This is a genomic window from Streptomyces sp. GC420, from assembly GCF_009916105.1.
GTDB lineage: Bacteria > Actinomycetota > Actinomycetes > Streptomycetales > Streptomycetaceae > Streptomyces.
This window is the reverse complement of the sequence record NZ_JAAAXQ010000005.1, coordinates 28,321-50,832: the sequence shown is the minus strand read 5'-3', so window position 1 is coordinate 50,832 and position 22,512 is coordinate 28,321. Positions and strand designations below refer to the sequence as shown.

The 22,512-nt window shown below is 71.7% G+C and carries 20 protein-coding genes; 9 read left to right on the top strand and 11 right to left on the bottom strand.

Annotated features, from left to right (window positions below; translation table 11 throughout):
• The first annotated feature begins 41 nt into the window (after window positions 1–41).
• From GUY61_RS01625 to GUY61_RS01615, 3 genes are all read left to right on the top strand, one after another.
• Window positions 42–248, top strand: coding sequence for a hypothetical protein (locus GUY61_RS01625; RefSeq protein ID WP_166628214.1), 207 nt, complete (start codon window positions 42–44; stop codon window positions 246–248).
• Window positions 249–395: 147 nt separating this feature from the next.
• Complete coding sequence (locus GUY61_RS01620) at window positions 396–2,174, top strand: ABC transporter ATP-binding protein (protein ID WP_313896454.1); 1,779 nt, start codon at window positions 396–398, stop codon at window positions 2,172–2,174.
• Between the two features lie 126 nt (window positions 2,175–2,300).
• Complete coding sequence (locus GUY61_RS01615; protein WP_166628212.1) at window positions 2,301–4,229, top strand: multicopper oxidase family protein; 1,929 nt, start codon at window positions 2,301–2,303, stop codon at window positions 4,227–4,229.
• Window positions 4,230–4,274: 45 nt separating this feature from the next.
• Here GUY61_RS01615 and GUY61_RS01610 read toward each other — a convergent pair whose 3' ends face one another.
• Window positions 4,275–4,538, bottom strand: a complete 264-nt coding sequence (locus tag GUY61_RS01610) for a hypothetical protein (protein ID WP_166628211.1) — start codon at window positions 4,536–4,538, stop codon at window positions 4,275–4,277.
• A 245-nt stretch (window positions 4,539–4,783) separates the two neighbouring features.
• Here GUY61_RS01610 and GUY61_RS01605 point away from each other — a divergent pair, with 245 nt between their 5' ends.
• Window positions 4,784–5,965, top strand: coding sequence for a glycosyltransferase (locus GUY61_RS01605; RefSeq protein WP_166628210.1), 1,182 nt, complete (start codon window positions 4,784–4,786; stop codon window positions 5,963–5,965).
• A gap of 132 nt (window positions 5,966–6,097) precedes the next feature.
• Here GUY61_RS01605 and GUY61_RS01600 read toward each other — a convergent pair whose 3' ends face one another.
• Both GUY61_RS01600 and rfbA read right to left on the bottom strand, forming a co-directional pair.
• A complete protein-coding gene (locus tag GUY61_RS01600) occupies window positions 6,098–7,174 on the bottom strand; it encodes a nucleotide disphospho-sugar-binding domain-containing protein (RefSeq protein ID WP_166628209.1) in 1,077 nt (358 codons plus the stop codon).
• A gap of 59 nt (window positions 7,175–7,233) precedes the next feature.
• Window positions 7,234–8,103, bottom strand: a complete 870-nt coding sequence (gene rfbA / locus GUY61_RS01595) for a glucose-1-phosphate thymidylyltransferase RfbA (protein WP_166628208.1) — start codon at window positions 8,101–8,103, stop codon at window positions 7,234–7,236.
• Between the two features lie 194 nt (window positions 8,104–8,297).
• On the opposite strand from rfbA, the gene GUY61_RS01590 reads away from it, so the two are divergent.
• The gene (locus GUY61_RS01590; RefSeq protein ID WP_313896452.1) at window positions 8,298–9,311 is read left to right on the top strand and encodes a Gfo/Idh/MocA family oxidoreductase; all 1,014 of its coding nucleotides are present in this window, start codon (window positions 8,298–8,300) and stop codon (window positions 9,309–9,311) included.
• A gap of 94 nt (window positions 9,312–9,405) precedes the next feature.
• Here the strand turns inward: GUY61_RS01590 and GUY61_RS01585 are convergent, their stop codons facing one another.
• The 4 genes from GUY61_RS01585 to GUY61_RS01570 all read right to left on the bottom strand — a co-directional run bounded on the left by GUY61_RS01585 (window position 9,406) and on the right by GUY61_RS01570 (window position 12,349).
• The gene (locus GUY61_RS01585) at window positions 9,406–10,032 is read right to left on the bottom strand and encodes a dTDP-4-dehydrorhamnose 3,5-epimerase family protein (RefSeq protein WP_166628206.1); all 627 of its coding nucleotides are present in this window, start codon (window positions 10,030–10,032) and stop codon (window positions 9,406–9,408) included.
• Between the two features lie 18 nt (window positions 10,033–10,050).
• Window positions 10,051–10,713, bottom strand: coding sequence for a sulfotransferase (locus GUY61_RS01580; RefSeq protein WP_166628205.1), 663 nt, complete (start codon window positions 10,711–10,713; stop codon window positions 10,051–10,053).
• Window positions 10,714–10,729: 16 nt separating this feature from the next.
• Window positions 10,730–11,155 (bottom strand): carboxymuconolactone decarboxylase family protein, encoded by a 426-nt coding sequence (locus GUY61_RS01575; RefSeq protein ID WP_243766091.1) that lies wholly within the window; start codon window positions 11,153–11,155, stop codon window positions 10,730–10,732.
• Window positions 11,156–11,320: 165 nt separating this feature from the next.
• Window positions 11,321–12,349 (bottom strand): methyltransferase, encoded by a 1,029-nt coding sequence (locus GUY61_RS01570; RefSeq protein WP_166628203.1) that lies wholly within the window; start codon window positions 12,347–12,349, stop codon window positions 11,321–11,323.
• Window positions 12,350–12,611: 262 nt separating this feature from the next.
• Here GUY61_RS01570 and GUY61_RS01565 point away from each other — a divergent pair, with 262 nt between their 5' ends.
• The gene (locus tag GUY61_RS01565) at window positions 12,612–13,229 is read left to right on the top strand and encodes a DsbA family protein (protein ID WP_166628202.1); all 618 of its coding nucleotides are present in this window, start codon (window positions 12,612–12,614) and stop codon (window positions 13,227–13,229) included.
• Window positions 13,230–13,238: 9 nt separating this feature from the next.
• Here the strand turns inward: GUY61_RS01565 and GUY61_RS01560 are convergent, their stop codons facing one another.
• On the bottom strand, window positions 13,239–14,117 hold the full coding sequence (locus GUY61_RS01560) for an NmrA/HSCARG family protein (protein ID WP_166628201.1): 879 nt from the start codon (window positions 14,115–14,117) through the stop codon (window positions 13,239–13,241).
• Window positions 14,118–14,240: 123 nt separating this feature from the next.
• Window positions 14,241–14,969 (bottom strand): SDR family oxidoreductase, encoded by a 729-nt coding sequence (locus GUY61_RS01555; protein ID WP_166628200.1) that lies wholly within the window; start codon window positions 14,967–14,969, stop codon window positions 14,241–14,243.
• 286 nt (window positions 14,970–15,255) lie between these two features.
• On the opposite strand from GUY61_RS01555, the gene GUY61_RS01550 reads away from it, so the two are divergent.
• The 3 genes from GUY61_RS01550 to hemG are packed head-to-tail and all read left to right on the top strand — an operon-like array spanning window position 15,256 to window position 19,828.
• The gene (locus GUY61_RS01550; RefSeq protein WP_166628199.1) at window positions 15,256–16,740 is read left to right on the top strand and encodes an FAD-dependent monooxygenase; all 1,485 of its coding nucleotides are present in this window, start codon (window positions 15,256–15,258) and stop codon (window positions 16,738–16,740) included.
• 33 nt (window positions 16,741–16,773) lie between these two features.
• Window positions 16,774–18,291, top strand: coding sequence for an FAD-dependent monooxygenase (locus GUY61_RS01545; RefSeq protein WP_166628198.1), 1,518 nt, complete (start codon window positions 16,774–16,776; stop codon window positions 18,289–18,291).
• Window positions 18,292–18,349: 58 nt separating this feature from the next.
• Window positions 18,350–19,828, top strand: coding sequence for a protoporphyrinogen oxidase (gene hemG / locus GUY61_RS01540; RefSeq protein ID WP_166628197.1), 1,479 nt, complete (start codon window positions 18,350–18,352; stop codon window positions 19,826–19,828).
• Window positions 19,829–19,901: 73 nt separating this feature from the next.
• On the opposite strand, the gene GUY61_RS01535 is transcribed toward hemG, so the two are convergent.
• Window positions 19,902–21,653: an FAD-dependent monooxygenase gene (locus tag GUY61_RS01535; protein ID WP_166628196.1), complete on the bottom strand. Its 1,752-nt coding sequence runs from the start codon at window positions 21,651–21,653 to the stop codon at window positions 19,902–19,904.
• Window positions 21,654–21,851: 198 nt separating this feature from the next.
• Entirely contained in the window at window positions 21,852–22,355 is a 504-nt protein-coding gene (locus tag GUY61_RS01530; protein ID WP_166628195.1) for a pyridoxamine 5'-phosphate oxidase family protein, read from the bottom strand.
• Window positions 22,356–22,512: the final 157 nt, after the last annotated feature.

Genomic DNA, 22,512 nt, shown 5'->3' with positions numbered 1-22,512 from the left:
AAGGTGGCGAGGGACGGTCCACCGGCGGAATGGAGACTGACATGCGGTCGAGGCGCAGGTCCGCCGTGACAGCCATGGGCAAGCGCCTCGGCGAGAGCTTGCTGTGGATGGGATTCGCGTGGACCGGTGTGTGTCCGCCCCACGCGTGGACGGACGACGCGATCCCACCCGCCGAACTGCCCTGCCTGCCGCCGTACCTGCCGGAGGACGAGCTCGCCCGGTGGACGGCGCTGGTCAGGTACCTGTGACAGGCACGGCCCCCCGGGGGGGCTCGCACCGCGGCCCCGCCGGCGCCCCGGAGCGCGACCGGACCGGCGCGCGGCGACGGCGGGTCCGGCCCTGTGCCCGTCCTGCGGCGCCATCGACCGGACACGACCGAAGAGAAGGAGACCAGGGTGACCACCACCGGGTCGGCCACTGCTCATTTTCCCGTGCACAAGCGGCGCATCCTCAGGCTGTTCCGCCCCTACCGCAAGAACCTGCTGTGCGTCGCGTTCCTGGTCGCGGGCTCGTCCCTGGTCTCCCTCGTCAATCCCTTCCTGATCCGCGAGATCATCGATGTGGCGCTGCCTCAGGGCAGGACCGGGCTGCTGTCGCTGCTCGCCCTGGGAATGATCGTCGTCTCGGTCGCCACCAGCTCGTTCAACGTGTGGCAGACCTATCTCTCCGCCAGGGTCGGCCAGCTCGTCATGCACGATCTGCGCACCGCCGTGTACTCCCACCTCCAGCGCATGTCCCTGGCCTTCTTCACCCGGACCCGCACCGGTGAGGTCCAGTCGCGCATCGCCAACGACATCGGCGGGATGCAGGTGACCGTGACGACCACCGCCACGGCGCTGGTGTCGGACGTGACGACCGTCATCACCACGGTCACCGCCATGCTCCTGCTCGACTGGCGGCTCACGCTGGCGTCGCTGATCGTGCTCCCGGGCTTCGTCTGGGTGAGCCGCCACGTCGGAGACGAACTCCGCGTCGTCACCCGTGCCCGGCAACGCCAGTTCGCCGACCTGTCGTCGAACGTGCAGGAGTCCCTGTCGGTCAGCGGCATCATGCTCGGCCACACCATGGGCCGTTCGCGCTCGCTGAGCGACGCGTTCGCCGAGCAGTCCCGCAGGCTCACCGACATCGAGGTGCGCGCGAGCACGACGGGCCTGTGGTACCAGTCCACGATCTGGATCGTCATGGCCGCCATGCCCGCGGTGATCTACTGGGTGGCGGGGCTGACCGCGAGCGGCGGCCGCATGTCCATCTCCATCGGCGCCCTGGTCGCCTTCGCCACCCTCCAGCAGATCCTGTACCGGCCGGCGCAGCGGCTCCTGACCATCGGCCTGGACATCCAGAGCTCACTCGAACTGTTCGGGCGCGTCTTCGAGTACCTCGACATGCCCGTCGACGTCGCCGAGCCGGAGCGGCCCGTCACGCCGGCGCGCCTGCGGGGCGAGGTGCGCCTGCAGGGGGTCGGCTTCTCCTACGCGGGCGCGGAGCGGCCGACGCTGGACGGCGTCGACGTGACCGTCCCCGCCGGGCGCAGCCTCGCCGTCGTCGGGGAGACCGGCTCGGGCAAGACCACGCTGAGCTACCTCATCCCGCGCCTGTACGACGCGACGTGCGGCGTCGTCACGATCGACGGTGTCGACGTGCGCGACCTGTCGTTCGACACGCTCGCCGCCGCGGTCGGCGTCGTCTCCCAGGAGACCTGCCTGTTCCACGCGTCGGTCGCCGACAACCTCCGGTTCGCCAAGCCCGACGCGACCGACGAGGAACTGGTCGCGGCGGCGCGGGTCGCGCACATCCACGACTACCTGATGTCCTTGCCCGACGGCTACGACACGGTGGTCGGTGAGCGCGGTTACCGGTTCTCGGGAGGGGAGAAGCAGCGGCTGGCCATCGCCCGTGCCATCCTGCGCGACCCGCCCGTCCTGGTGCTCGACGAGGCCACCAGCGCCCTGGACACCCGCACCGAGCAGGCCGTGCAGAAGGCCGTCGACGCGGCGAGCGCGGGCCGCACCACCATCACGGTCGCCCACCGGCTGTCGACCGTCCGCAACGCCGACGAGATCATCGTGCTGGAACGGGGAAGGATCGTCGAGCGCGGCACCCACGACGAGCTGCTCGGCCTCGGCGGCCGCTACGCCACGCTCGTCCACCGGGACACCGAGGCGGCGGTCGTGTAGGGCGCGGCCCGCGGGCGCAGAACGTGCAGGTCCCGGCCGCCGAGGGCGCGGCGCCAGGAACCAACTGCTGTGTGGTGAAGTGGACTTCAAGCCTTTCTGGAGGGGTCACTCCCTAACATCCGGCGAGTGGAGACTGCATCTGCCGAAATACCGGACCCGTCCGGAGTCAACCGTCGTGCGCTGCTGCGGGGTGGCGCCGTCGCCGGCCTGGGCGCACTCATGTCCTCGGTCCCCGCCTTCGCCGTGCCCAGGGACGCGGCCCCCGGCGGGCCCGAGCCGTCGGCGGACGGACTGAGGCTGACCAAGTTCAAGGACCCGCTGCGAGAGCCGCCGGTGCTCCGCCCCCGCGGCCACGGCGGCCACGACGAGCTGACCGTGCGCATGCGCACCGCCGACGTCACCTTGCACTCCGAGCTCCCGCCGGTTCCGATGTGGACGTACGAGGGTGTCTACCCGGGTCCGACGATCGAGACGGTCCGCGGCCGCCGGCTCCGGGTCGCCTGGGAGAACCGGCTGACGGGGAACATCCCGGTCACCGCCGTCGACTTCGGCCTGCCCGGGGGCCCCTCCCCCGATCCGCTCTCCAACTACCCCGGCACGCAGGGCTGTCAGGAGGTCCCCGGTGTGGCGGGCCTCGATCCGTGGGCCGCGGTGCACCTGCACGGCATGCTGACCGGCGGCGGCAACGACGGCTGGATGGAGAACCTTCTCGCGCCCGGCGACGTACAGCTGTCGGCGTACCCGAACGACCAGGCCGCGACGACGCTCTGGTACCACGACCACACCCACCACGTCAGCCGCTTCAGCGTGTACGCCGGTCTCGCGGGCCTGTTCGTCTCCCGCGACGCGGAGGAGCGGGCGCTGGACCTCCCCAGGGGCGGACACGAGGTGCCGCTGGTCCTCAGCGACCGCAACTTCGGGCTGGACGCATCGGGCGCCCTCACCGGCCGGCTGGTGCACAAGGTGGAGATGGTCGGCGCCAAGCGCCTCATGCGTCCGCACGCGGCCCCCTACACCCTGGTCAACGGCGTGATCTGGCCCTATCTCGAGGTCGGCCCGCGCTGGTACCGGTTCCGGATCGTCAACACGGCGAACTCCCGTATCTACCGGCTGATGCTGCTGGCCGACGGCCGTCCCGTCCCCGGGGCGTTCCAGGTGATCGGCACCGACCAGGGCCTGATCGGCAAGCCGCTGCCGGTCGACGGGGCGCTCAACCTCTCCCCCGGCGAACGCGCCGACGTGCTGGTCGACTTCGGCGCGTTCCCCGGCCGGTCGCTCAAACTGGTCAACACGCTGGAGGGCGTCACGCCCGGCGGCTCCAGCAAGCGCCACGACCTGCTGGAACCCGACGTGATGCAGTTCCGCGTCGCCGACCGCAGACCCTCCACCCGCTTCACGCTGCCCGAGGTCGTCTCCCCCGCCTTCAAGCGGCCCGCCCACGACGACCTGCCGCACGACCGGGCCCCCCGGTGGGTGGTGCTGGTCGGTCCCGGCCCGGCCGGCGTGCCCGAGCTCTGGGAGATGGAGGAGACCGGCGCGGAGGGGATCACGTTTCCCGCCGCCGGGATCGTCCAGGTGCGGGACGCCGGGGGCACCGTCACCACGCTGCGCAGGACGGCCATGCGCTACGACGACGGCAACACGTTCACCGCGGCGCACGGCGGCGTGGAGATCTGGAAGTACCTCAACCTCGCCGCCTCCCCCCACCCCATGCACATCCACCTGGCCCACTTCCAGGTCCTCTCCCGGGAGAACTACGACGTGACCGGGTTCGACCAGGCCGTCCGCGGCTCGGCCAGGCCGGTCGCGTTCCAGGCGGTGGCGGAGCTCGAACCGCACGAGCTCGGGGAGAAGGACACCATCAGGGTGGGGACGGCCGGCCAGATCAGACCCGGTCCGAACGGCACCCCGGGCGAGCTGGTCACCGTGGCCGTCCGCTTCCCCGTCGTCGGCAGGGGCGTCCACCACTGCCACATGCTGGAGCACGAGCAGCACATGGTGCGTCCCCTCGTGGTCGGCCCGGCCGCCCATCTGCACGCGGGCGGCCATCACTGACGAGAACGGCGAGTGCCCGCGGCGGGGGCCGGCGCGGGCACTCGTTCAGGCGGCCTTGCGGATGATCTCCACGGATCCTGAGTCCAGGAGGGTCTGGACGGCCGACTCGCCGCCCGCGACGTCCAGGTCCATGTCGTGGAGGCGGTCGATGACGGACTGGACGACCTTTTCCGACTGCGCCTTCTCCGAGCCCTCCCAGACCAGCTCAGGGAAAACAGTCAGATAGACCTTGTCGTTTCCCTGGGTGAAGATGTTCACTTCCATGACGTCACGGAGAGCCATTCGGGCGTTGTAGATCAGATTGTTCATGCGTGCCACCGACTTTCGATGTCCGTTTTCCTGAGGCTTCCTGGCCACACGTACCGACCTCATGATGGTCAGCCGCCAAGGGCTGCGCAATGAGGTCCGGCGTACGCCTCGTTCAACTGCGGGAAATCCGCGATTGAACAGGCTTGTCAATTGAAGCTGTTTGACAGGAAAAGGCCGCGTTGCGGACCATCGGTGCTGTTCGTAAATGCTTTAGGCCGCGTCCCTCGAAAAGCATCCGGAGTGCCATGAAAATCCTGTTCATAACCACGGGCAGCCAGGCCACCTACTATGCCGCCGCTCCGCTGGCGACGGCCGCGCGGAACGCGGGCCACCAAGTCATGCTGGCCGCCCACGAACCGTGGGTGGAGACCGCGGAGGCCATCGGCCTTCCCACCTTCTGCTTCACCGTCGACCCGATCCGGCACTTCATGCGGATCAGCAACCCGGGCAAGGGCCTGCGGTTCCCCCGGGAGCTGGGGGACGAGGAGATGTTCGGCCAGGGCCGCGGCTTCGCGCAGATGGGTCTGGCCGGGGTGAAGTCCCTCCTGGAGCTGGCGAAGGACTGGACCCCGGACGTGGTCGTCGGCAGCTCGCAGAGCTACGCGGCGATGCTGCTCGCCGCCCACCTGAAGGTCCCGTACGTGCGCCAGGTCGAGTACCTGGGGATTCCCCTCACCGGTATCGACCCGGGCGCCGAGGAGGAACTCCGGCCGGAGCTGGAGCGGCTGGGAGTGGACGGGCTGCTCAAGCCCGACCTGCTCCTGGACTCGACCCCGCCGTCGCTGCGGCCGGCCCACGACCCGGCCGCGCAGCCGCTGCGCTGGATCCCCAGCAACCCGCAGCGCCGGCTCGAGCGCTGGATGTACACCCGCCCCGAGGGGCGCCGCCGCGTGCTGATCACCTCGGGTTTCCGCAGCCTCATGTTCCGCGACCCGGGCTGGTCCATGCCGCTGCTGGTGAGCGAGCTGGGCAAGCTGGGGGCCGAGGTGCTGATCGCGGCGTCCCCCGGTGCCGCCGAGCGGTTCGGCTCGGAGCTGGGCGACGCGCGCGTCGGCTGGATCCCGATCGACGTCACCGCCGCCACCTGTGACCTGGCGGTCCACCACGGCGGCGCGACCACCGCCACGACTCTCATGGCCAACGGCGTGCCGCAGCTGATCATCCCCGAGAACCCGCCGGAGTTCCCCCCGAACTACCACCGGGAGGCCATCGCCGCCGCCGTCAGCGGCTTCGGGGCCGGCAAGACGCTGTGGCCGCAGGCGCAGGAGCCCGACAAGGCTCCGGGCGAAGTGATCGCCGCGGCCTGCCGGGAGCTGCTGGAGAACCCGGGCTACACCGAGCGGGTGCAGTTCCTCGCCAAGGAGATCTCGACGCTCCCCACGCCCGCCGAGATCGTGCCCAGGCTGGAGGCGCTGGCGTCCCGGTAGGCGCATCGCCCCGGCAACGCGGATCGCCCTGAGACCGCGGAGGCTCCCTCCGTCGGTTTCAGGGCGGTTCGCGTGTCCGCGGCCGGGCGGGCCGCCGGCCGGCGTGCGGCGCCTGCCGACGTGCGGCGCCGGTCAGCGTGCGGCGAGGGCTTCCATCTCGCACAGCACCTCGGAGGGGGTCGGCAGCGAGGCGGCCTCCGCGGCGAGGATCCGTGCCCGCTCGGCGTACCGGGGGTCCGAAAGGACCTCCCGGCAGCGGGCGGCCGTCACCTCGTCCGGGTCCTGGCCCGCCTCCGGCCGGTGACCGTCCACCATCACGGCGGCGCCGAAGCCGCTGACGGCCTCCGCGACGGCCTTGCCGTAGCCGTTGTCGGGGACGATCAGCTGGGGGACGCCCGCGTTGATCAAGGTCATGGCGGTGGACGCGCCGCCGTGGTGGACCGCCAGGTCACAGGTGGGGGCGACCACGTCCAGGGGGATCCAGCCGATGCGCACGCCGCCCAGTTCCGGGCCGAACCGCTCGGCGGCCTCGGGGAGCGCGGCGATCAGTACCTCGGCTCCCGACCCGGTCAGTTCGTCCACCAGCCGGTGCAGCGAGCTGCCGGGGGTGTCGAGCACGAGGTTGCGGGTTCCCGCGGTGATCAGCACCCGGCGGCGTCCCCCGGGACGGGTGTACATCCACGGCTCGATCCGGCTCTGGCGCACCCGGGGGACCCAGCGCATCGGCCGTCCGGCGGGGGCGCCGGGCGGGCGCAGGGACGGCGGGCACAGGTCGATGAAGAGGTCGGGAGCCGGCAGTTCGGTGACGCCGAGCCGCTCCATCTCCGGCTGGAGCTCCGCCACGGCCGTGCGGTCCCGGCGCGCCATCGCGGCGATGTGCCATATGTGACGGACGTAGGGGACCTTGAGCCGGGCGGCGAGCACCCGGGGGACGTGGGACAGGCCGCCGACGACCAGGTCGGGGGTCCACTGCCGCGTCAGCTCCAGCAGGGCGTCGAGCCGGACGGTGGCCGTCATGGCGTCCTGGCCGTAGCGCATGCGCTCGGGGGTGACGCACACCGCGGGAAGCCCGACGGACTGTGCGGACGCCATCATCGGTTCGTCGGCGGCCAGCAGGATCTCGTGGCCCGCGTTGCGCGCGGCCGCGGCGAGGGGGGCGACACCGAAGACAGCCGCCTGGCTGCCACCGACGGTGAACAAGAGTTTCATGGCGATTGCACTTCTTCCGGTGAGGAGGTGAATGCGGCGCTGCGGTATCCCGTCCGGCGTCAGCCCGCCCGGGCCATTTCCATGACGTACTGCCCGTAGGAGGAGTGGGCGAGGCGGCTTCCGAGCCGGTAGCAGGAGGCCTGGTCGATGTATCCCATGCGCCAGGCGATCTCTTCGAGGCAGGCGATGCGCACGCCCTGGCGGTGTTCCAGGACCTGGACGTAGTCCCCGGCCTCCATGAGCGCGTCGTGGGTTCCGGTGTCCAGCCAGACGAATCCGCGGCCGAGCGGGATCAGCCTGGCCCGGCCCCGCTCCATGTAGACGCGGTTGAGGTCGGTGATCTCCAGCTCGCCGCGCTCCGAGGGCCGCAGCTGCCGGGCGATGTCGACGACCTGGTTGTCGTAGAGGTACAGCCCGGTGATCGCCATGTTGCTCTGCGGACGCGCGGGCTTCTCCTCGAGGGCGATGAGTCTGCCCTGTTCGTCGACCGTGCCGACGCCGTAGCGCTCCGGATCGCGCACCGGGTAGCCGAACAGGACGCAGCCCTCGATGTCGTGCGAGGCCCGCTGGAGCAGGGGCCCGAACTCGTATCCGTGGAAGATGTTGTCACCCAGCACCAGGGCGACGGAGTCGTCGCCGATGTGGTCCGCGGAGACCAGGAACGCGTCGGCGAGTCCCCGGGGCTTGTCCTGCTCCGCGTAGGTCAGGGAGATGCCGAGCCAGGAGCCGTCGCCCAGCAGCCGGCGGAACATCTCCTTGTCGTCGGGGGTGGTGATGATCTCGATCTCGGTGATCCCGGCCAGCATCAGGGCCGACAGCGGGTAGTAAATCATCGGCTTGTCGTAGACCGGCAGCATTTGCTTCGAGACACCGAGAGTGATCGGATGGAGCCTCGTGCCATTACCGCCGGCCAGGATGATTCCCTTCACCGTGGCACCTCCTCAGTGGCTTCGTGCCAATTGGGTGATGCCCGCACTTTATATCCGGGCAACACCCGGCCGAAAGCCTCCTCCAATCCACTGTCCAATGAATAGCGTGAATGTTGACAAACAGGGGTCGCTTTACCCAGGCTGACGCCACACCGGTTCGGCATACGAATTCCCATCGTCGTTTAGGTGGACTTGTGAGAATCGAAGATCTGACGCCCGTTCCCGAATCCGAGCGAAGGGCCGGTATCGGCATCATCGGGTGCGCCGACATCGCCGTACGGCGGGCCCTCCCGGCGATCCGGGAGTCGCCGTTCCGGCTGATGGCGGTCGCGAGCCGCTCCCGGGAGAAGGCCGAGGGCGTCGCGGCCGCTCATGGCTGCGCGGCCGTCGCGGGTTACGAGCGGCTCCTCGAGCTGCCCGGCATCGACGCGGTCTACATCCCGCTGCCGAACAGTGAGCACGCCCTGTGGGCACGCCGGGCGCTGGAGGCGGGAAAGCACGTCCTGATCGAGAAGCCCGCGGTGCCCGGCGAGGAGACCGCCCGGGCACTCGTCACGCTCGCCGAGGAGCGCGGACTGCTCGTCATGGAGAACTTCGCGTTCCTCCGGCACCCCCAGCACGACCTGGCGCGGTCCCTCGTGACCGGCGGAGCGATCGGGCACTTGCGTTCCTACAACGGCGTGTTCGGGATTCCGCCGACCGACCCGCGCGGGATCAAGTACCAGGCGGACCTCGGCGGCGGGGCGCTGTGGGAGGTCGGCTGCTATCCGGTGCGCGCGGCCCAGGAGTATCTCGCGTCGTCGCCGCGGGTGCTGGGAGCCGGGCTGAAGTCCGATCCGGAACTGGGTGTGGACGTCTCCGGGGTGGCGCTGCTGTGCGACGACGACGGTGTCACCGCGAACTGCTCCTTCGGCCTGTCCCACGGCTACCGGTCGACCTACGACCTCTGGGGCAGCGAGGGGCGCCTGGTCCTGGAATGGGCGTTCACGCCCTCGCGCAGTGCCCGTCCGGTACTGCGCCTGCAGCAGAAGGACCGGGAGACCCGGATCCTCGCCCCGGCGTCGGACCAGTTCCTCGGTGTGTTCACCGCGTTCCACGACGCCGTGCGCGATCCGGCGGCGCGGGCGGCGCACCACCGCGAACTGGTGCGGCAGGCCGGGCTGATGGCCCGGATCCGCGCGCACGCCCTGGGCGGGGGGACGCGGTGAGCGGGAGCGGCTGAGGCGCTGCGGGAACGGCGGCGGTCGGCGTCCTGGGACGCCGGCTGCCGCCGTTCCCGCGCCGGCGGGACCCGGGCCGCGGTCATCCGCCGCGACGCCCGGCCGGACCGTTCAGCAGCACGGGGAGCCGGCGCGGCGGGCACTGGCCGTAGGTGGGCAGGAGGCCGGCGGCCGCCGCCTCGGCCAGGGTGGGGGCCGCGGCGTCCTTGTCCGAGCGGATCGGCGGTTCCTCCAGCCCCCACGGCAGTGCGAGGTCCGGGTCGAGAGCGTCGACATCGATCATGGTTCCCGGCACGTACTCCTGGGAGCAGAGGTAGCTCATGCACGTGTCGTCCGTCAGGGCGAGGAACGCATGGCCGACCCCGTCGGGCAGGTAGACGGCCGTCCCCGTCTCCGGGCTCTGGTAGGTGACGTCGTAGTGGCCGAACGTCGGCGAGCCCACACGGATGTCGACGGCGACGTCGAGCGCGCTGCCCCGCACGCACGTGACGAACTTCGCCTGCCCGGGCGGCACCTTGGTGCCGTGAATGCCCCGGAGGGTGTTCCGCCTGGACACCGAGAAGTTGACCTGGCGGACCGTGAAGTCCCAGCCGCTGTCGGCCAGCAGGGCGCTGGCCTTCACCGATTCGAAGAAATACCCCCGGCGGTCGCTCAGGGGCTCGGGTTCGACGCGGTACGCGCCGGGGATCGTCATTTCCGAGATCAGCACCGAATGCTCCTCGTTGTCTCAGCCGGTGGAGACCGGCCCGGCTCCGGCCGCACGGGCGATCCGCCGGCGCATGGACGCGCTGTCGTTGGCGTGCGGGAACTCCTCCCGGGGGACGTCGGCGCCGAGGAAGGCGCACAGCGGCTCCCATCCCTGCTCCACGTCGTAGACGAGGACGTTGTCCGCGCCCATGGCGCGCACGACCTCCTCGTTGTGCCGGTGGTAGACCTCGATGGCGTGGTCCTTGTCGGAGAACCGGCCGCCGAACAGGCCGTCCCAGACCATGGTGCTGGTGATGCGGAACAGCCGGGCCTGCGGGGATCCGGGCTCCGGCGGGTTCTGCATGCTGCGGAGGGCGAACTGGTACAGCGTGTCGTGGGTGCTCCGGTACCAGCTCTCGGCGTCGCGGACCGTGAGGATCACCCTGGCCTCGGGGAACGCCTCGCTGATCCGCCGGTAGTGGACGGCGCAGGGGCCGTCCACCGCGGAGCGGTAACCGTCGAACACCGCCGCCCAGTCGGGGCGCTGTCCGTCGCAGACGATCTTCTCCCACTGCTCGAGCCGCTTGGCGTCGCCCACGATGTCGAACATGTGGAAGGAGGGGCCGAGACCGAGCCGGTCCAGGGCCACCTTCAGGGATGTCGTGCCGGTCCTGCCCAGGCCGGCGTTGATGAGTTTCAGCACGGTGCCGTCCCCTTCCTCAGCGCCAGGCCGCGGGTTCCTGGCGGGTGGCGACGTTCACCCGGTTCCAGAAGTTGACCAGGCCGATGTGCATGACGAGGGCGCCGAGCTGCTCGTCGTTGTAGTACTGGGCGGCCTTCTCCCAGATCTCGTCCGGCGCCATGTCCTGCGGGTCGGTCATCAAGGTGATGGCCTCGGCCATCTCCAGCGCGGAGCGCTCGGCCCCGTCGAAGCAGGACTCGGTCCGCCAGGCGGCCACCAGCGGGAGGCGCTCGTCCGCCTTCCCCGTCTCCTCCGGGAACGTGTAGGCACGGCCGTTGATCTCGCTGACGCGCAGCCGGACGAGGTCGAGGGTCGTCTGCGGCACGCCGACCTTGCCGATGACCTCGGTCAGGTCGAGCAGGGGCTGCAGGGCGCCGGGAACGACCAGGGAAGGGTTGTCCATCCGTGGAATCATCGGGTCTTCTCCTGTGCGATGAGCGTGTGTGAATCACCGGGGGAATGTGCTGTGCCGATTGCCTGTGGCGGACTCGCGCGGTCCACCGCGGCCGCGGGCGGGCGGCGGGCCGTCCTGTGGCGGGGGCGCCGCGCCGGCTTCGCCCGCCGGGTGTCAGACCGGGATCGCCTCGATGACCGAGATCGGCGCGCTGGTGGGGACGGCCCTGGTGAGCTCGAAGCCGGCCTTGGCGAACAGTTCGGTGTACTCGGCGAGCGTGCGCTCCCGGGCGCCGAGCATCAGCATCAGCCAGAGGTCGATGGTGTGGCCGAGGTGCTTCTCGTTGTTCTCCGGGATCACGTACTCGATGACGAGCAGCTTGCCGCCGGGGGCGATCGCCTCGCGCGCGTTGCGCAGGGCCGTGACGGCGTCGGCCTCGGAGAAGTCGTGGATGATGTGCTTGAACAGGTAGGCGTCCCCGCCCGCCGGCAGCTTGTCGAGGTAGCCGCCGTGCTCGATCGTGAGCCGGTCCGCCACTCCGGCCGCCTCGAAGAGCGCGGGCGAGTCCACGGTCGCGACCTCGGAGTCGTACAGCACGCCCTTGACCGCGGGCGCCTGCTCGAGGATGCCGGCCAGGAGGTTGCCGCGGCCGGCGATGACGTCCACGACCGTGCCGAAGCGGGAGAAGTCGTAGGCGGCCAGGATCGGGTCGGTCTCCGACGCCGAGAGTTCGCCGAACGCCCTGAAGAACACGCTCGCGTAGCCGGGGTTCGCGTGGAAGAAGTCCAGCGCGCCCATGCCGCGGAGCTTCGGCAGGTTGGGCTCGCCGGTCTCCACGGTGCTGAACAGATGCCCCCACTCCTCCCACAGCACGGGGTGGTTCATCAGCAGGGCGAAGCCGCGCATCGAGTCCGGTACGTCCTCACGGAGCTTGTCGGACAGCGGCGTGTGCCCGACCCGGCCGTCCGGGCGGACCTCGAACACCCCGTGGCCGGAGAGCGTGCGCAGGAGCCGGTGGGTCGCCCCGGGGTCGGATCCGACCCTCTTGGCGATGTCCTCGACGGGCAGCGGGCCGGCGGCGAGGACGTCCGCGATGCCGAGCCTGGCCGCGACGGAAATCGCCTGGGTGATCACAGCACCCTGAATGAGATGGAGCAGCGCGTACGAGTCGGACTGGTCACGAACCTCGGGCAGCACGGGCATGCCGTTCCTTTCAGAGTGCCTCTTTTCGTGGATTGCAGACGATAGGCAGGCGCTTCTCGAACCCGCAACCCAGGTATTGACGCAATTGCCCGCCGAACGTTCAACCGGGGAATTTGAGCGGTTGAACAGGCCAATTCGAGCGCTGCTCCACCGGTAATCCGGCTCTCCTTGTCACATTGTTCCGGCTCCGGACCCCGAAATACCGGGGTGATCCGGCGGACAGCGCTGATCGCGATCCCACGGACACATCGAGGAGGCCCCGGTGCGGCACGGTACCCCGACCCCGGTGGATTTCTGGTTCGACCCGACCTGCCCCTGGGCGTGGCTGACCTCCCGCTGGATCCTGGAGGTCGCACGGCAACGGCCCCTCGAACTGCGCTGGCACCTGATGAGCCTGACCGTGCTCAACGAGGGGCGCGCCGGCCTGCCCGAGCGCTGGCACCGGGACCTGGCGGTGCGGCTGGAGCCGGTGCGGGTCTGCGCCGCCGCCGAGCGGGAGTACGGCCGGCAGGTGCTGGGGCGGCTGTACACGGAGCTCGGTACCCGGTTCCACCTCGAGAAGGCGCCCAAGGAGCGGTCCACCTACGCGGCGGCCCTGGCCGCCGCGGGCCTCGATCCCCGCCTTGCCGAGGCTGCCGGGTCCGACGCGTACGACGGCGCGGTGCGCGCCTCGCACCACGAGGGCATCGGCCGCGTCGGCACCGACGTGGGAACGCCTGTCGTCGCCGTGGGGGACGTGGCGTTCTTCGGCCCGGTGGTCACCCCGGCCCCGCGCGGCGAGGCCGCGACGAGGCTCTGGGACGGTGTGCTCGCCGTGGCGGGGACCGACGGGTTCTTCGAGCTCAAGCGCACCCGCGTCCAGGGGCCGGTCTTCACCTGAGATCCGCGGTCAGCGCGGCGACCCGGCCACGGGGGCGGTCCAGTTGTCGCGCAGCCAGGCCTCCAGGGTGACCAGGCCCGGCCTGTTGCGGCGGAGTTCGGCCAGGTCGGCGCGGTAACCGTCTCGTTCGAACCAGTCGAACATGTTGGCGAGGTCGGGGCGGGCGGCGCGCAGCGGCTCGATGGGCAGCTGCCGGAAGCGGGTCGGGACGCCGGAGGCGGCCTCGAACGCCGCGGCCATCTGCGGTCCGGTCAGCGCGTCACCGGCGATCTCGACCACCCGGCCGAGCCAGGCGTCCGGGTTCTCGAAGGCGTCCGCGGAGAACACTCCGATGTCGCTGGTCGCGATGAGCTGCACCGGGGTCTTGGGGTCCAGCCACATGGCCAGGACGAGTTCGCCCTGCACCGGGCGCGGGGCGATGTCGAGGAGGATGTCGTGGAACATGACCGGCCGCAGCACCGTCGTCGGCAGGTCGAGTGTCCGCAGGTACCGCTCGATCCTGAGCTTGCTCTCGAAGTGCGGGACCCGGGTGTCCCGGTCCGCGCCGCCGACCGAGCTGTAGACGAAGTGCCTCACCCCGGCCCGGACCGCGGCGTCGGCCACCGCCCTGCCCTGCCGCTCCTCGGCCTCGACCCCGCCGGGTCCGCGGAAGGTCTGGACGCTGAACACCCCGTGCACGTCCTTCATCGCCGCCGCCAGCGACGCCGCGTCGTCCATGTCACCGCGGACGAGGACCGCGCCCGCCTCCTTCAGCGCCCTCGCCTCGGCCTTGGCCGGGTCGCGGACCAGGGCGTGCACGGTGTGCCCGCGCCGCAGCAGTTCGCGGGCCACCGCCCCGCCCTGCCGGCCGGTCCCGCCCAGCACCAGGATCGTTCCTTCAAGCGCCACTGTCTGTCTCCATGTCTCTTGCCGGCCGGGGTCCCGGCCGGCAGGTGCGATCGGATGTGACGGCCGCGAGCGGCCGCGTGGTCGGCCGCGCGGCGCGGCCTCCTCCCCGTGGGGGCGTTCCGGCTACCACGGGACGGGGCCCTCGTCCGCCAGGCACGCGCCGGACGGGCCGGACTCGTCCAGCAGGGCGAGCCGGACCACGATCGCGGCCCCTTCGGCGGGGGTCCGGTGCCCGCGGTGGTGGTTGATGTCCGTGGCCACCACCCCGGGGAGGGCGGCGTTGACCTTGACCGGGGTCCCGCGCAGCTCTTTCGCGTACGCGACCGTGACCGCGTTCAGCGCGGTCTTGGAGGACTGGTAGGCGATCATGTTGACGCCCGCCAGCGGGGAGCCCGGATCCGAGTTCAGGGTCAGCGACCCGGCGTGGCTGGACAGGTTGACGACGCGGCCGGCCGGGGAGCGGCGCAGCAGCGGCAGCATCGCGCGGGTCACGGTGACCGTGCCGAAGACGTTGGTCTCGTAGACCTCCCGCAGGTCGGCGGCGGTCGCCTCGCCGGGCGTGCCGGTGAAGCCGCCCGCGGTGCCGGCGTTGTTCACCAGGATGTCCAGGCGTCCGTGCCGCCGTTCGATCTCGCGGGCGGCCCCGGCCACGGAAGCCGGGTCCGTCACGTCGAGCCGGAGCGGCGTCGCGGCGATGCCGTCGGCGGCCAGCGCGTCGGCGGCCTGCTTGCCGAGCACCTCGTCCCGCGCGCCGACGATGACGGTGATCCCGCGCTCACCGAGTTGCCGCGCGGTGGCGAGACCGATGCCCTTGTTGGCACCCGTGATGAGCGCGATCCTCTCGACCGTCACGTCTGCTTCCCTTCGTGATGGGGGGTTCCGCTTTTCGGGCGCGCCGATTTTCCTGGGGCTGATTGTGCGCGCATTCACCTCGGGGAGAAGCGAAACCCGAAGGCACCTCCGATATTGCTGCGGTGCGGACTGCGCGTTCAAGTGTTCACTGCCGCGTTCAAGGATGCCGATTCACCGGTCGAACGCTTCCCCCGGCGCTCGCGAATTTCAACTCGTTGCGGCCGGACATCGTGCTGAGTAGCTTCACCATGGCCAACTATTGCCACAGCGCAGAGGGCCTTATGAAATGAAAACAACTGACGTCATTGTGGTCGGTGCGGGGCCGGTCGGCCTGATGCTGGCCGGGGAACTCCGCCTGGGCGGAGCGGACGTGGTCGTCTACGACAAGCTGCCCGCCGCGACCGGGGAGTCCCGGGCGCTGGGCTTCAACCGGCGGGCCGCCGAGTCACTGGGCCAGCGCGGGCTGCTCTCCCGCCTGGGCGGGTTCCGGTGGGGCCCGATGGGGCACTTCGGCGGTGTCCGTTTCGACCTCGGCATGCTCGACGAGGACCACAGCGGGGTGCTGGGCCTGTCCCAGGCCAGGACCGAGGAGGCGCTGAGCGGCTGGCTGGCCGAGCTCGGCGTGCCGGTGCGCCGCGGCCGCGAGGTGACGGGGCTGCGCGAGACCCCGGAGGGCGTCGTGGTCTCCTTCGCCGGTCCCGGCGGGCCCGGCGAGGAGACCGCCGCGTACGTGGCCGGCTGCGACGGCGCGGGCAGCACGGTGCGTGCGCTGGCCGGAATCCCGGCTCCCTGCCAGGAGGCCACCCGGGGCATGTACACCGCGGAGATCACCGGTGTCACCCTGCGCCCGCGGCCCATCGGCGAGCGTCTTCCCGGCGGCAGCATGGTGGTGTGCACCCCGCTGGGCGAGGGCCGCTGGCGCGTGGTCGTCCACGACCCGGGCCTGCCCGCCCGCCCGGTCCCGGGTGCGCTGACGTTCGCGCAGGTCGCCGACGCGTGGCGGCGGCTCACCGGCGAGTCGATCGACCACGCGGAACCCCAGTGGGTGTGGGCCTGCGGCAACGCCGCCGCGCTGGCCGGGGAGTACCGGCGCGGCCGGGTGTTCCTGGCGGGCGACGCCGCGCACGAGATCCCGCCGCTGGCCGCGTGGGGGCTCAGCGCCGGACTGCAGGACGCGGTGAACCTCGGCTGGAAGCTGGCGGCGGCGGTCAGGGGCTGGGCCCCGGAGGGCCTGCTGGACACCTACCACGCCGAACGCCACCCGGTGGGGCGGGAGCTGATCCGCAACGCCCGTGCGGCATCGAAGCTCTACCTCGGCGAGGACGCCATGGATCCGGTCCGCGAGGTCATCGGTGAGCTGCTGGCCCACAAGGACACCGCCGAGTACGTGGCCGGGATCGTCAGCGGCCTCGGTGTCCGCTACGACCTGGGCAAGGGCGACCACCCGCTGCTCGGCCGGCGCATGCCGCCCGAGCGCGGACTCACCCTGCCCGACGGCACCCGCACCCGCGTCGCCGACCTCCTGCACACCGGACACGGCCTGCTCATCACCACCGGCGACGCCACCGGACACCCCGCCCGGCACCACACCGACCGGATCGACGTCATCACCGCAACCTGGACCACCGGCCACGACCCCGCACTCGACGCGGTCCTCGTCCGCCCCGACGGCTACGTCGCCTGGACCTCCCCCGGCAGCACCGACGACCTCACCCAGGCCCTCGAGCGCTGGTTCGGCACCGGCCGCGTCCCGCAGTCCGCCGGCCGGTGAGCCCGGCGCCGTCGATCGGAGAGGAACGAACACATGGCCAGGGATGTCATCGTCGTGGGCGCGGGCCCGGTCGGGCTGATGACGGCGGGCGAACTCAAGCTCGGCGGCGTGGACGTCGCCGTCTACGAGAGGCTCCCCGCCCCGCCCCGGGAGTCGCGCGGCGCGAGCTTCACCAAACGCGCCGCCGAGTGCTTCGACCAGCGGGGCCTGCTCGGCAGGCTCGGCGGCACCGAGCCCGCCGACAGCCACTTCGGCGGGGTGCCGATCGACCTGGCGCTGCTGGCGGAGGACCACCACGGGCACCGGGGGGTCCCCCAGTTCCGCACCGAGCGGATGCTGGAGGACTGGGTGAGCGGGCTCGGCGTGCCGATCCTGCGCGGCTACCGGGTGACCGCTTTCCGCCAGAGCGCCGACGGTGTCGTGGTGACCGTAGACGGCCCCGGCGGCCCCGCCGAGGAGAGCGCCGCCTACCTGGTCGGCTGCGACGGCGGGCGCAGCACCGTGCGTAAACTCGCCGGAATCGGCTTCCCCGGCTCCGACGGCCGGCGCGGCTTCCTCACGGCCGACGTCACCGGGATCGACACACGCAGGCGGCGCATCGGCGAGAACCTGCCGGGCGGCAGCATGGTCATGGCGATGGACCTGGAGAACGGCGTCACCCGGGTCGTCGTCCACGAGGCCGGGACGCCGCCGCGCGATCGCGCCTCCCTCACCTACTGCGACCTCGCCGACGCCTGGCAGCGGCTCACCGGCGAGTCCATCCACCACGGACAGTGCCGCTGGATCAGCTGCTTCACCGACGCCTCACGGGCCGCCGCCGAGTACCGGCGCGGCCGGGTGTTCCTGGCGGGCGACGCCGCGCACGTGCAGCCCCCGGCCATGGCGCAGGGGCTGAGCGTGGGTGTCCAGGACGCGGTAAACCTCGGCTGGAAGCTGGCGGCGGCGGTCAGGGGCTGGGCCCCGGAGGGCCTGCTGGACACCTACCACGCCGAACGCCACCCCGTGGGCGAGCAGTTGGCGCGCAACGCCCGTGCGGCGATCGAACTGCGGCTGACCGGGGAGGACATGGATCCGGTCCGCGAGGTCATGGGTGAGCTGCTGGCCCACAAGGACGCCGCCGAGTACGTCGCCGGGATGCTGAGCAATCTCGGTGTCCGCTACGACCTGGGCAAGGGCGACCACCCGCTGCTCGGCCGGCGCATGCCGCCCGAGCGCGGACTCACCCTGCCCGACGGCACCCGCACCCGCGTCGCCGACCTCCTGCACACCGGACACGGCCTGCTCATCACCACCGACGACGCCACCGGACACCCCGCCCGGCACCACACCGACCGGATCGACGTCATCACCGCAACCTGGACCACCGGCCACGACCCCGCACTCGACGCGGTCCTCGTCCGCCCCGACGGCTACGTCGCCTGGACCTCCCCCGGCAGCACCGACGACCTCACCCAGGCCCTCGAGCGCTGGTTCGGCACCGGCCACCGGCCCTCTAGGCACTCTCGACCGGGGGGCCGGGGCCCCCGGCCAGACTGCCAGGACCTGTCTTGACGCCGGGCGCCGTCGACGAGGCGGCCTCTACGGCACTAACCGCGAAGGATCTGGTGGAATGGCTGGCACCGAACGGGATCGGGTGAGTGGAAAGCGCCATGTGGTCATCATCGGGGGTGGTATCGCGGGACTGGCGGCGGCGTTCCATCTCCGCAACGAGCCGGTCCGGGTGACGGTCCTGGAGGGATCGTCCCGGCTCGGCGGGAAGCTGTCGGTCTCCGAGGTGGCGGGGGTCGCGGTCGACGAGGGTGCCGAGTCGCTGTACGCCAACCGGCGCAGGACCACCGGGCTGATCAAGGACGCCGGGCTCGGCGACCGGATCATGTCGGCGGGCGTCACCGCCTCGGCGATCTGGACCGGGGGCGGGATCCGGCAGCAGCCCGACCGCCAGTTCATGGGCGTGCCCTGCGACATGGACGACCTCGGCAGGTCCGGTGTGCTGTCCGCGGCGGGACTGGACCGGGCACGGCAGGACCTGGTGCTGCCGGCGTTCGACCGGGACGGCGACGTCTCGGTCGCGTCCTATGTCGCCGGGCGCCTGGGCCAGGAGGTCGTGGACCGCCTCGTCGATCCGTTCCTCGCCGGTGTGTTCTCCGGCCGTGCCGAGGACCTGTCGTTCGAGGCGACGCTGACGCCGCTGGCCAAGGCGTCCCGCGCGCACGTCTCGCTCGCGGACGCGGCGGGTTCGCTGACGCCCCGGCTCGCGGAGGGGGAGAAGCCGCCGCCCGTGAGCGTCGCGACCCTCGACGGCGGGTTCGGCTCGCTGCCCCCCGTGCTCGTGCGGGAGGTGCTGGCGGCCGCGCCGGACGCGTCCGTGCGCACCGGCGCCCCCGTCACGGGGCTCACGCGCGGCGCGGGCGGCTGGCGGGTGACCGTGGGCCCGGTCACCGGCCCGGAGTACATCGACGCGGACGCCGTCGTCGTGGCCGTTCCGGCCGGCCCCGCGAGCGACCTGCTCGCCGGGGTCCCCGGGACCGCCTCCGCCGTGGCGGCGCTCGCCGGGGTGCCGTACTCGAGCGTGGCGATGGTCACGCTCGCCTACCCCCGCGCGGCGTTCCCCGGCGGGCTCTCCGGCCGCGGCTACGCCGGGTACCGGGTGCCCGCGGTGGAGGGGAAGGCGGTCAAGGAGGTCACGTTCACGACCGTGAAGTGGCCGCACCTGGCGGGCGAGGTGGAGATCGTCCGCTGCTCGATCGGGCGATTGGGCGAGGAGCACCTGCTGCGGCGCGACGACGCCGATCTCGTCGCGCTGGCGGCGGCCGAGCTGGCCGAGGCCACCGGCGTGAGCGGCGTCCCGGTGGCGACCCGGGTGAGCCGGTGGGAGGACGCCCTGCCGCAGTACACCGTCGGCCACCTGGAGCGGGTGCGGCGCATCCGTGAGGCGGTGGCCGCCCAGCCCGGGCTCGCGGTGTGCGGCGCCCTGTACGACGGTGTGGGCGTCGGTGTGTGCATGGCCTCCGCGCGCAAGGCCGCCGACCAGGTCCTCGCCTGGGTGAGGGAGAACACCGCGGCCGGTTCGGTGGCGGTCGGAGCCTGAGGGGTCCCCGAGAACACGGAAGTGGCCGTGCCCGGTCGTCGGGCACGGCCACTTCTCGTTTCCCCTCGCGCGGTCAGCGATCCAGCAGAGCGGCGAACACCTCCGCCAGAACCTGCTCCGGGTCCTCGCCTGCGCCCGTGCCGCGCCAGGCGACGTGCTGGTCGGGACGCACCAGGACCGCGCCGGCGCCGGTGATCTCCCGGACGGCCTCCCACCCGCCGTCCACGTCGGCGTACTCGGCGCCGGCGCCGATGCGGGCCGCGGCGATCCGGACCGAGAACTTCTCCGCCACCCGCGCGGCCGCCTCGCACCACGGCGTCCCCTCCGGGCCCGTGATCAGCGTGAAGCCGTTCCTGCCGGTGAGGTCGAGAGTGGACAGGCGCCGGCCGTCCCGGGTGATCCAGGCGTGCGGCAGCCGGTGCCCGGGGCGGGTCGTCGGCCGGTGCTCGTCGCGCATGGGGACGCGGGCCGGGCGCGCGCTGCCGTCCGGGACGAGCGCGCCGTCCTCGTAGGAGAAGCCGATCTCCATGTCGAGCGACTGGCATCCCGCGCGGTGGGTGTGGAAGATCTCCAGGGCGCGTGCCCGCACGGTGTCGCCGAGCGGGGACGGGTCGAAGTACGCCTCGAGCCGCTGCTTGCGGCGCCCCGCCGGGATGTTGTGGCCGGCGCCGATGGCGTCGATGACCGCCTGGTGGTGGGTGGCGGCGGACACCGCCCAGTCGACGTTCTCCCGGCCCACGGGCCGGCGTTCGGCCTCGTAGGTGTCGATCAGGCTGTCGGCCGCGCGGCCGCCGAGCACGGCGGCCAGCTTCCACGCGAGGTTGTGCACGTCCTGGATGCCGGTGTTGAGGCCGAGTCCGACGGCGGGGGGCTGGCGGTGTGCGGCGTCACCGGCGATCAGCACCCGGCCGGCCCGGTAGCGGTCGGCGAGGTGCGCGTGCACGATCCAGTCCGTCACCTTGTGCACGGTCACTTCCAGGTCGGGCAGGCGCAGGAGTTCGCGGATCCGGGGGACGACCGTCTCCTCGTCCCAGCGTCCGGGCGGGCCGGGGGCGAAGTGCAGGCCCCACTGCTCGCAGTCCTTGCCCCAGCTCGGCCCCATCTCGATGAGGTTGCTGGACAGGTCGGGGTCCTCGGGGCTGAGGAAGTGCGTGATGAGCGTGCCCTCCTGCCACCACTGGGACAGATCGGCGGAGAAGTACGCGGTCGTGGTGTTGACCAGTCCGGGCGGGCCCTGCATCTCGATGCCGGCCGCGGCTCCGACCATGCGGCCGCCGTCGGCGCCGATGAGGTACTGCGAGGTGACCGTGGTGGTCTCGCCGGTCTCCGCGTTGCGCACCTCGGCGACGACGTGGTCGCCCTCGTCGCGGAAGGCGGTCACCTCGTGGTGGAAGAGGATCCGCCCGGGATTGCGCTCCTCCGCGTGGCGGCGCAGGATCGGCTCCAGCCACATCTGCGGCAGCTTGGCGGGCAGGACGGGCCCGGCCGCGGCGTAGCTCTCGCGCAGCTCACCGCCGCCGAAGGCGTCCATCTCGTGGATCAGGCGCCGGTCCAGCGGCCCGTCGCCCGCGAGCGTGGTCTGCCAGCGCACCTTGCCGAACTTCTCCAGCGGCGCCGCCTGCGCGAGCACGTCCCCGGCGATTCCGTGCTGGCGGAAGATCTCCATCGTGCGCTGGTTGAGATAGTGCGCCTTCGGAACCCTCGATGTGTCCGGGTGCCGTTCCACCAGCAGATGATCGACGCCCTGGTCGGACAGGAAAACGGAGGCGGACAAACCACATCCGCCGCCGCCCACGATCAGGACCGGAACCTCGACTGATCCCATGTTCGTCCTTTCGGAAGGTGACAGACAGACCCGCACCGGCGTTGCGTATCGGGAGCGGGAACTGCCGTATTTGCCGGGCTTGATACTGCTCGCAGCATGGCAAGGGTCTGTCCAACTCCGGTCAAGGACGGGTGGACTCCGCGAGACCGCCGACGGCGGCCGGTGGCCGGCGCGAACTCTACGAGCACCGCACGCCGGTCACCGGGACCGCCGCCACGGCCGGTTGTGCCAGGGCCGGTTGTGCCAGGGCCGCCGCCGGCCGGCTTCCGCGGATCGATCGCTGAACGCCCAGCCGAGCCAGTCCTTGACGTCGACCGCCAGCACCGGTCCGCCGTCCTCGAGGTACCGGGGGCCGTCGAACTGCCCGTACTTCCGGTCCAGCAGGCCGAGCGCATGCGTGCGCTCCGGGCTCTCGTCGACCACCCGGCCGGTGCCGCGCAGCCGTACCCACCACGCGTTCAGCCAGTCCTCGTCGTAGACGTCGGCCAGGACCGTGACCCGTGGGTCGTGGTCCAGGTTGCGCAGCCGCTTGGGCCGCGGATTCCGGCTCTTCGGCTTGTCGGTCGGTGAGTAGAAGGTGTCGCCGTCGACCACGAATATGACCGGCACCACATGGGCGCGCCCGCGCTCGTCGACCGTGGCCACCCGGACGACTCGCTCCCGCTCGAACCGGCTTCGCATCTCGTCCTGCCCGAGTTTCATCACCGCTCCTTGTCCCTGGCGCTGAGAATGACGATGTCGAGGTCGCGGCGCCGGTGCGCTGTCCTCGCAGCCTGGCATGGGTCTGTTCGGTCCCGGTCGAGGACGGGTGCACTGTGCGGGGACGCGCCGCGCCGGTGCAGTGGTGAGGAGGCGTGCC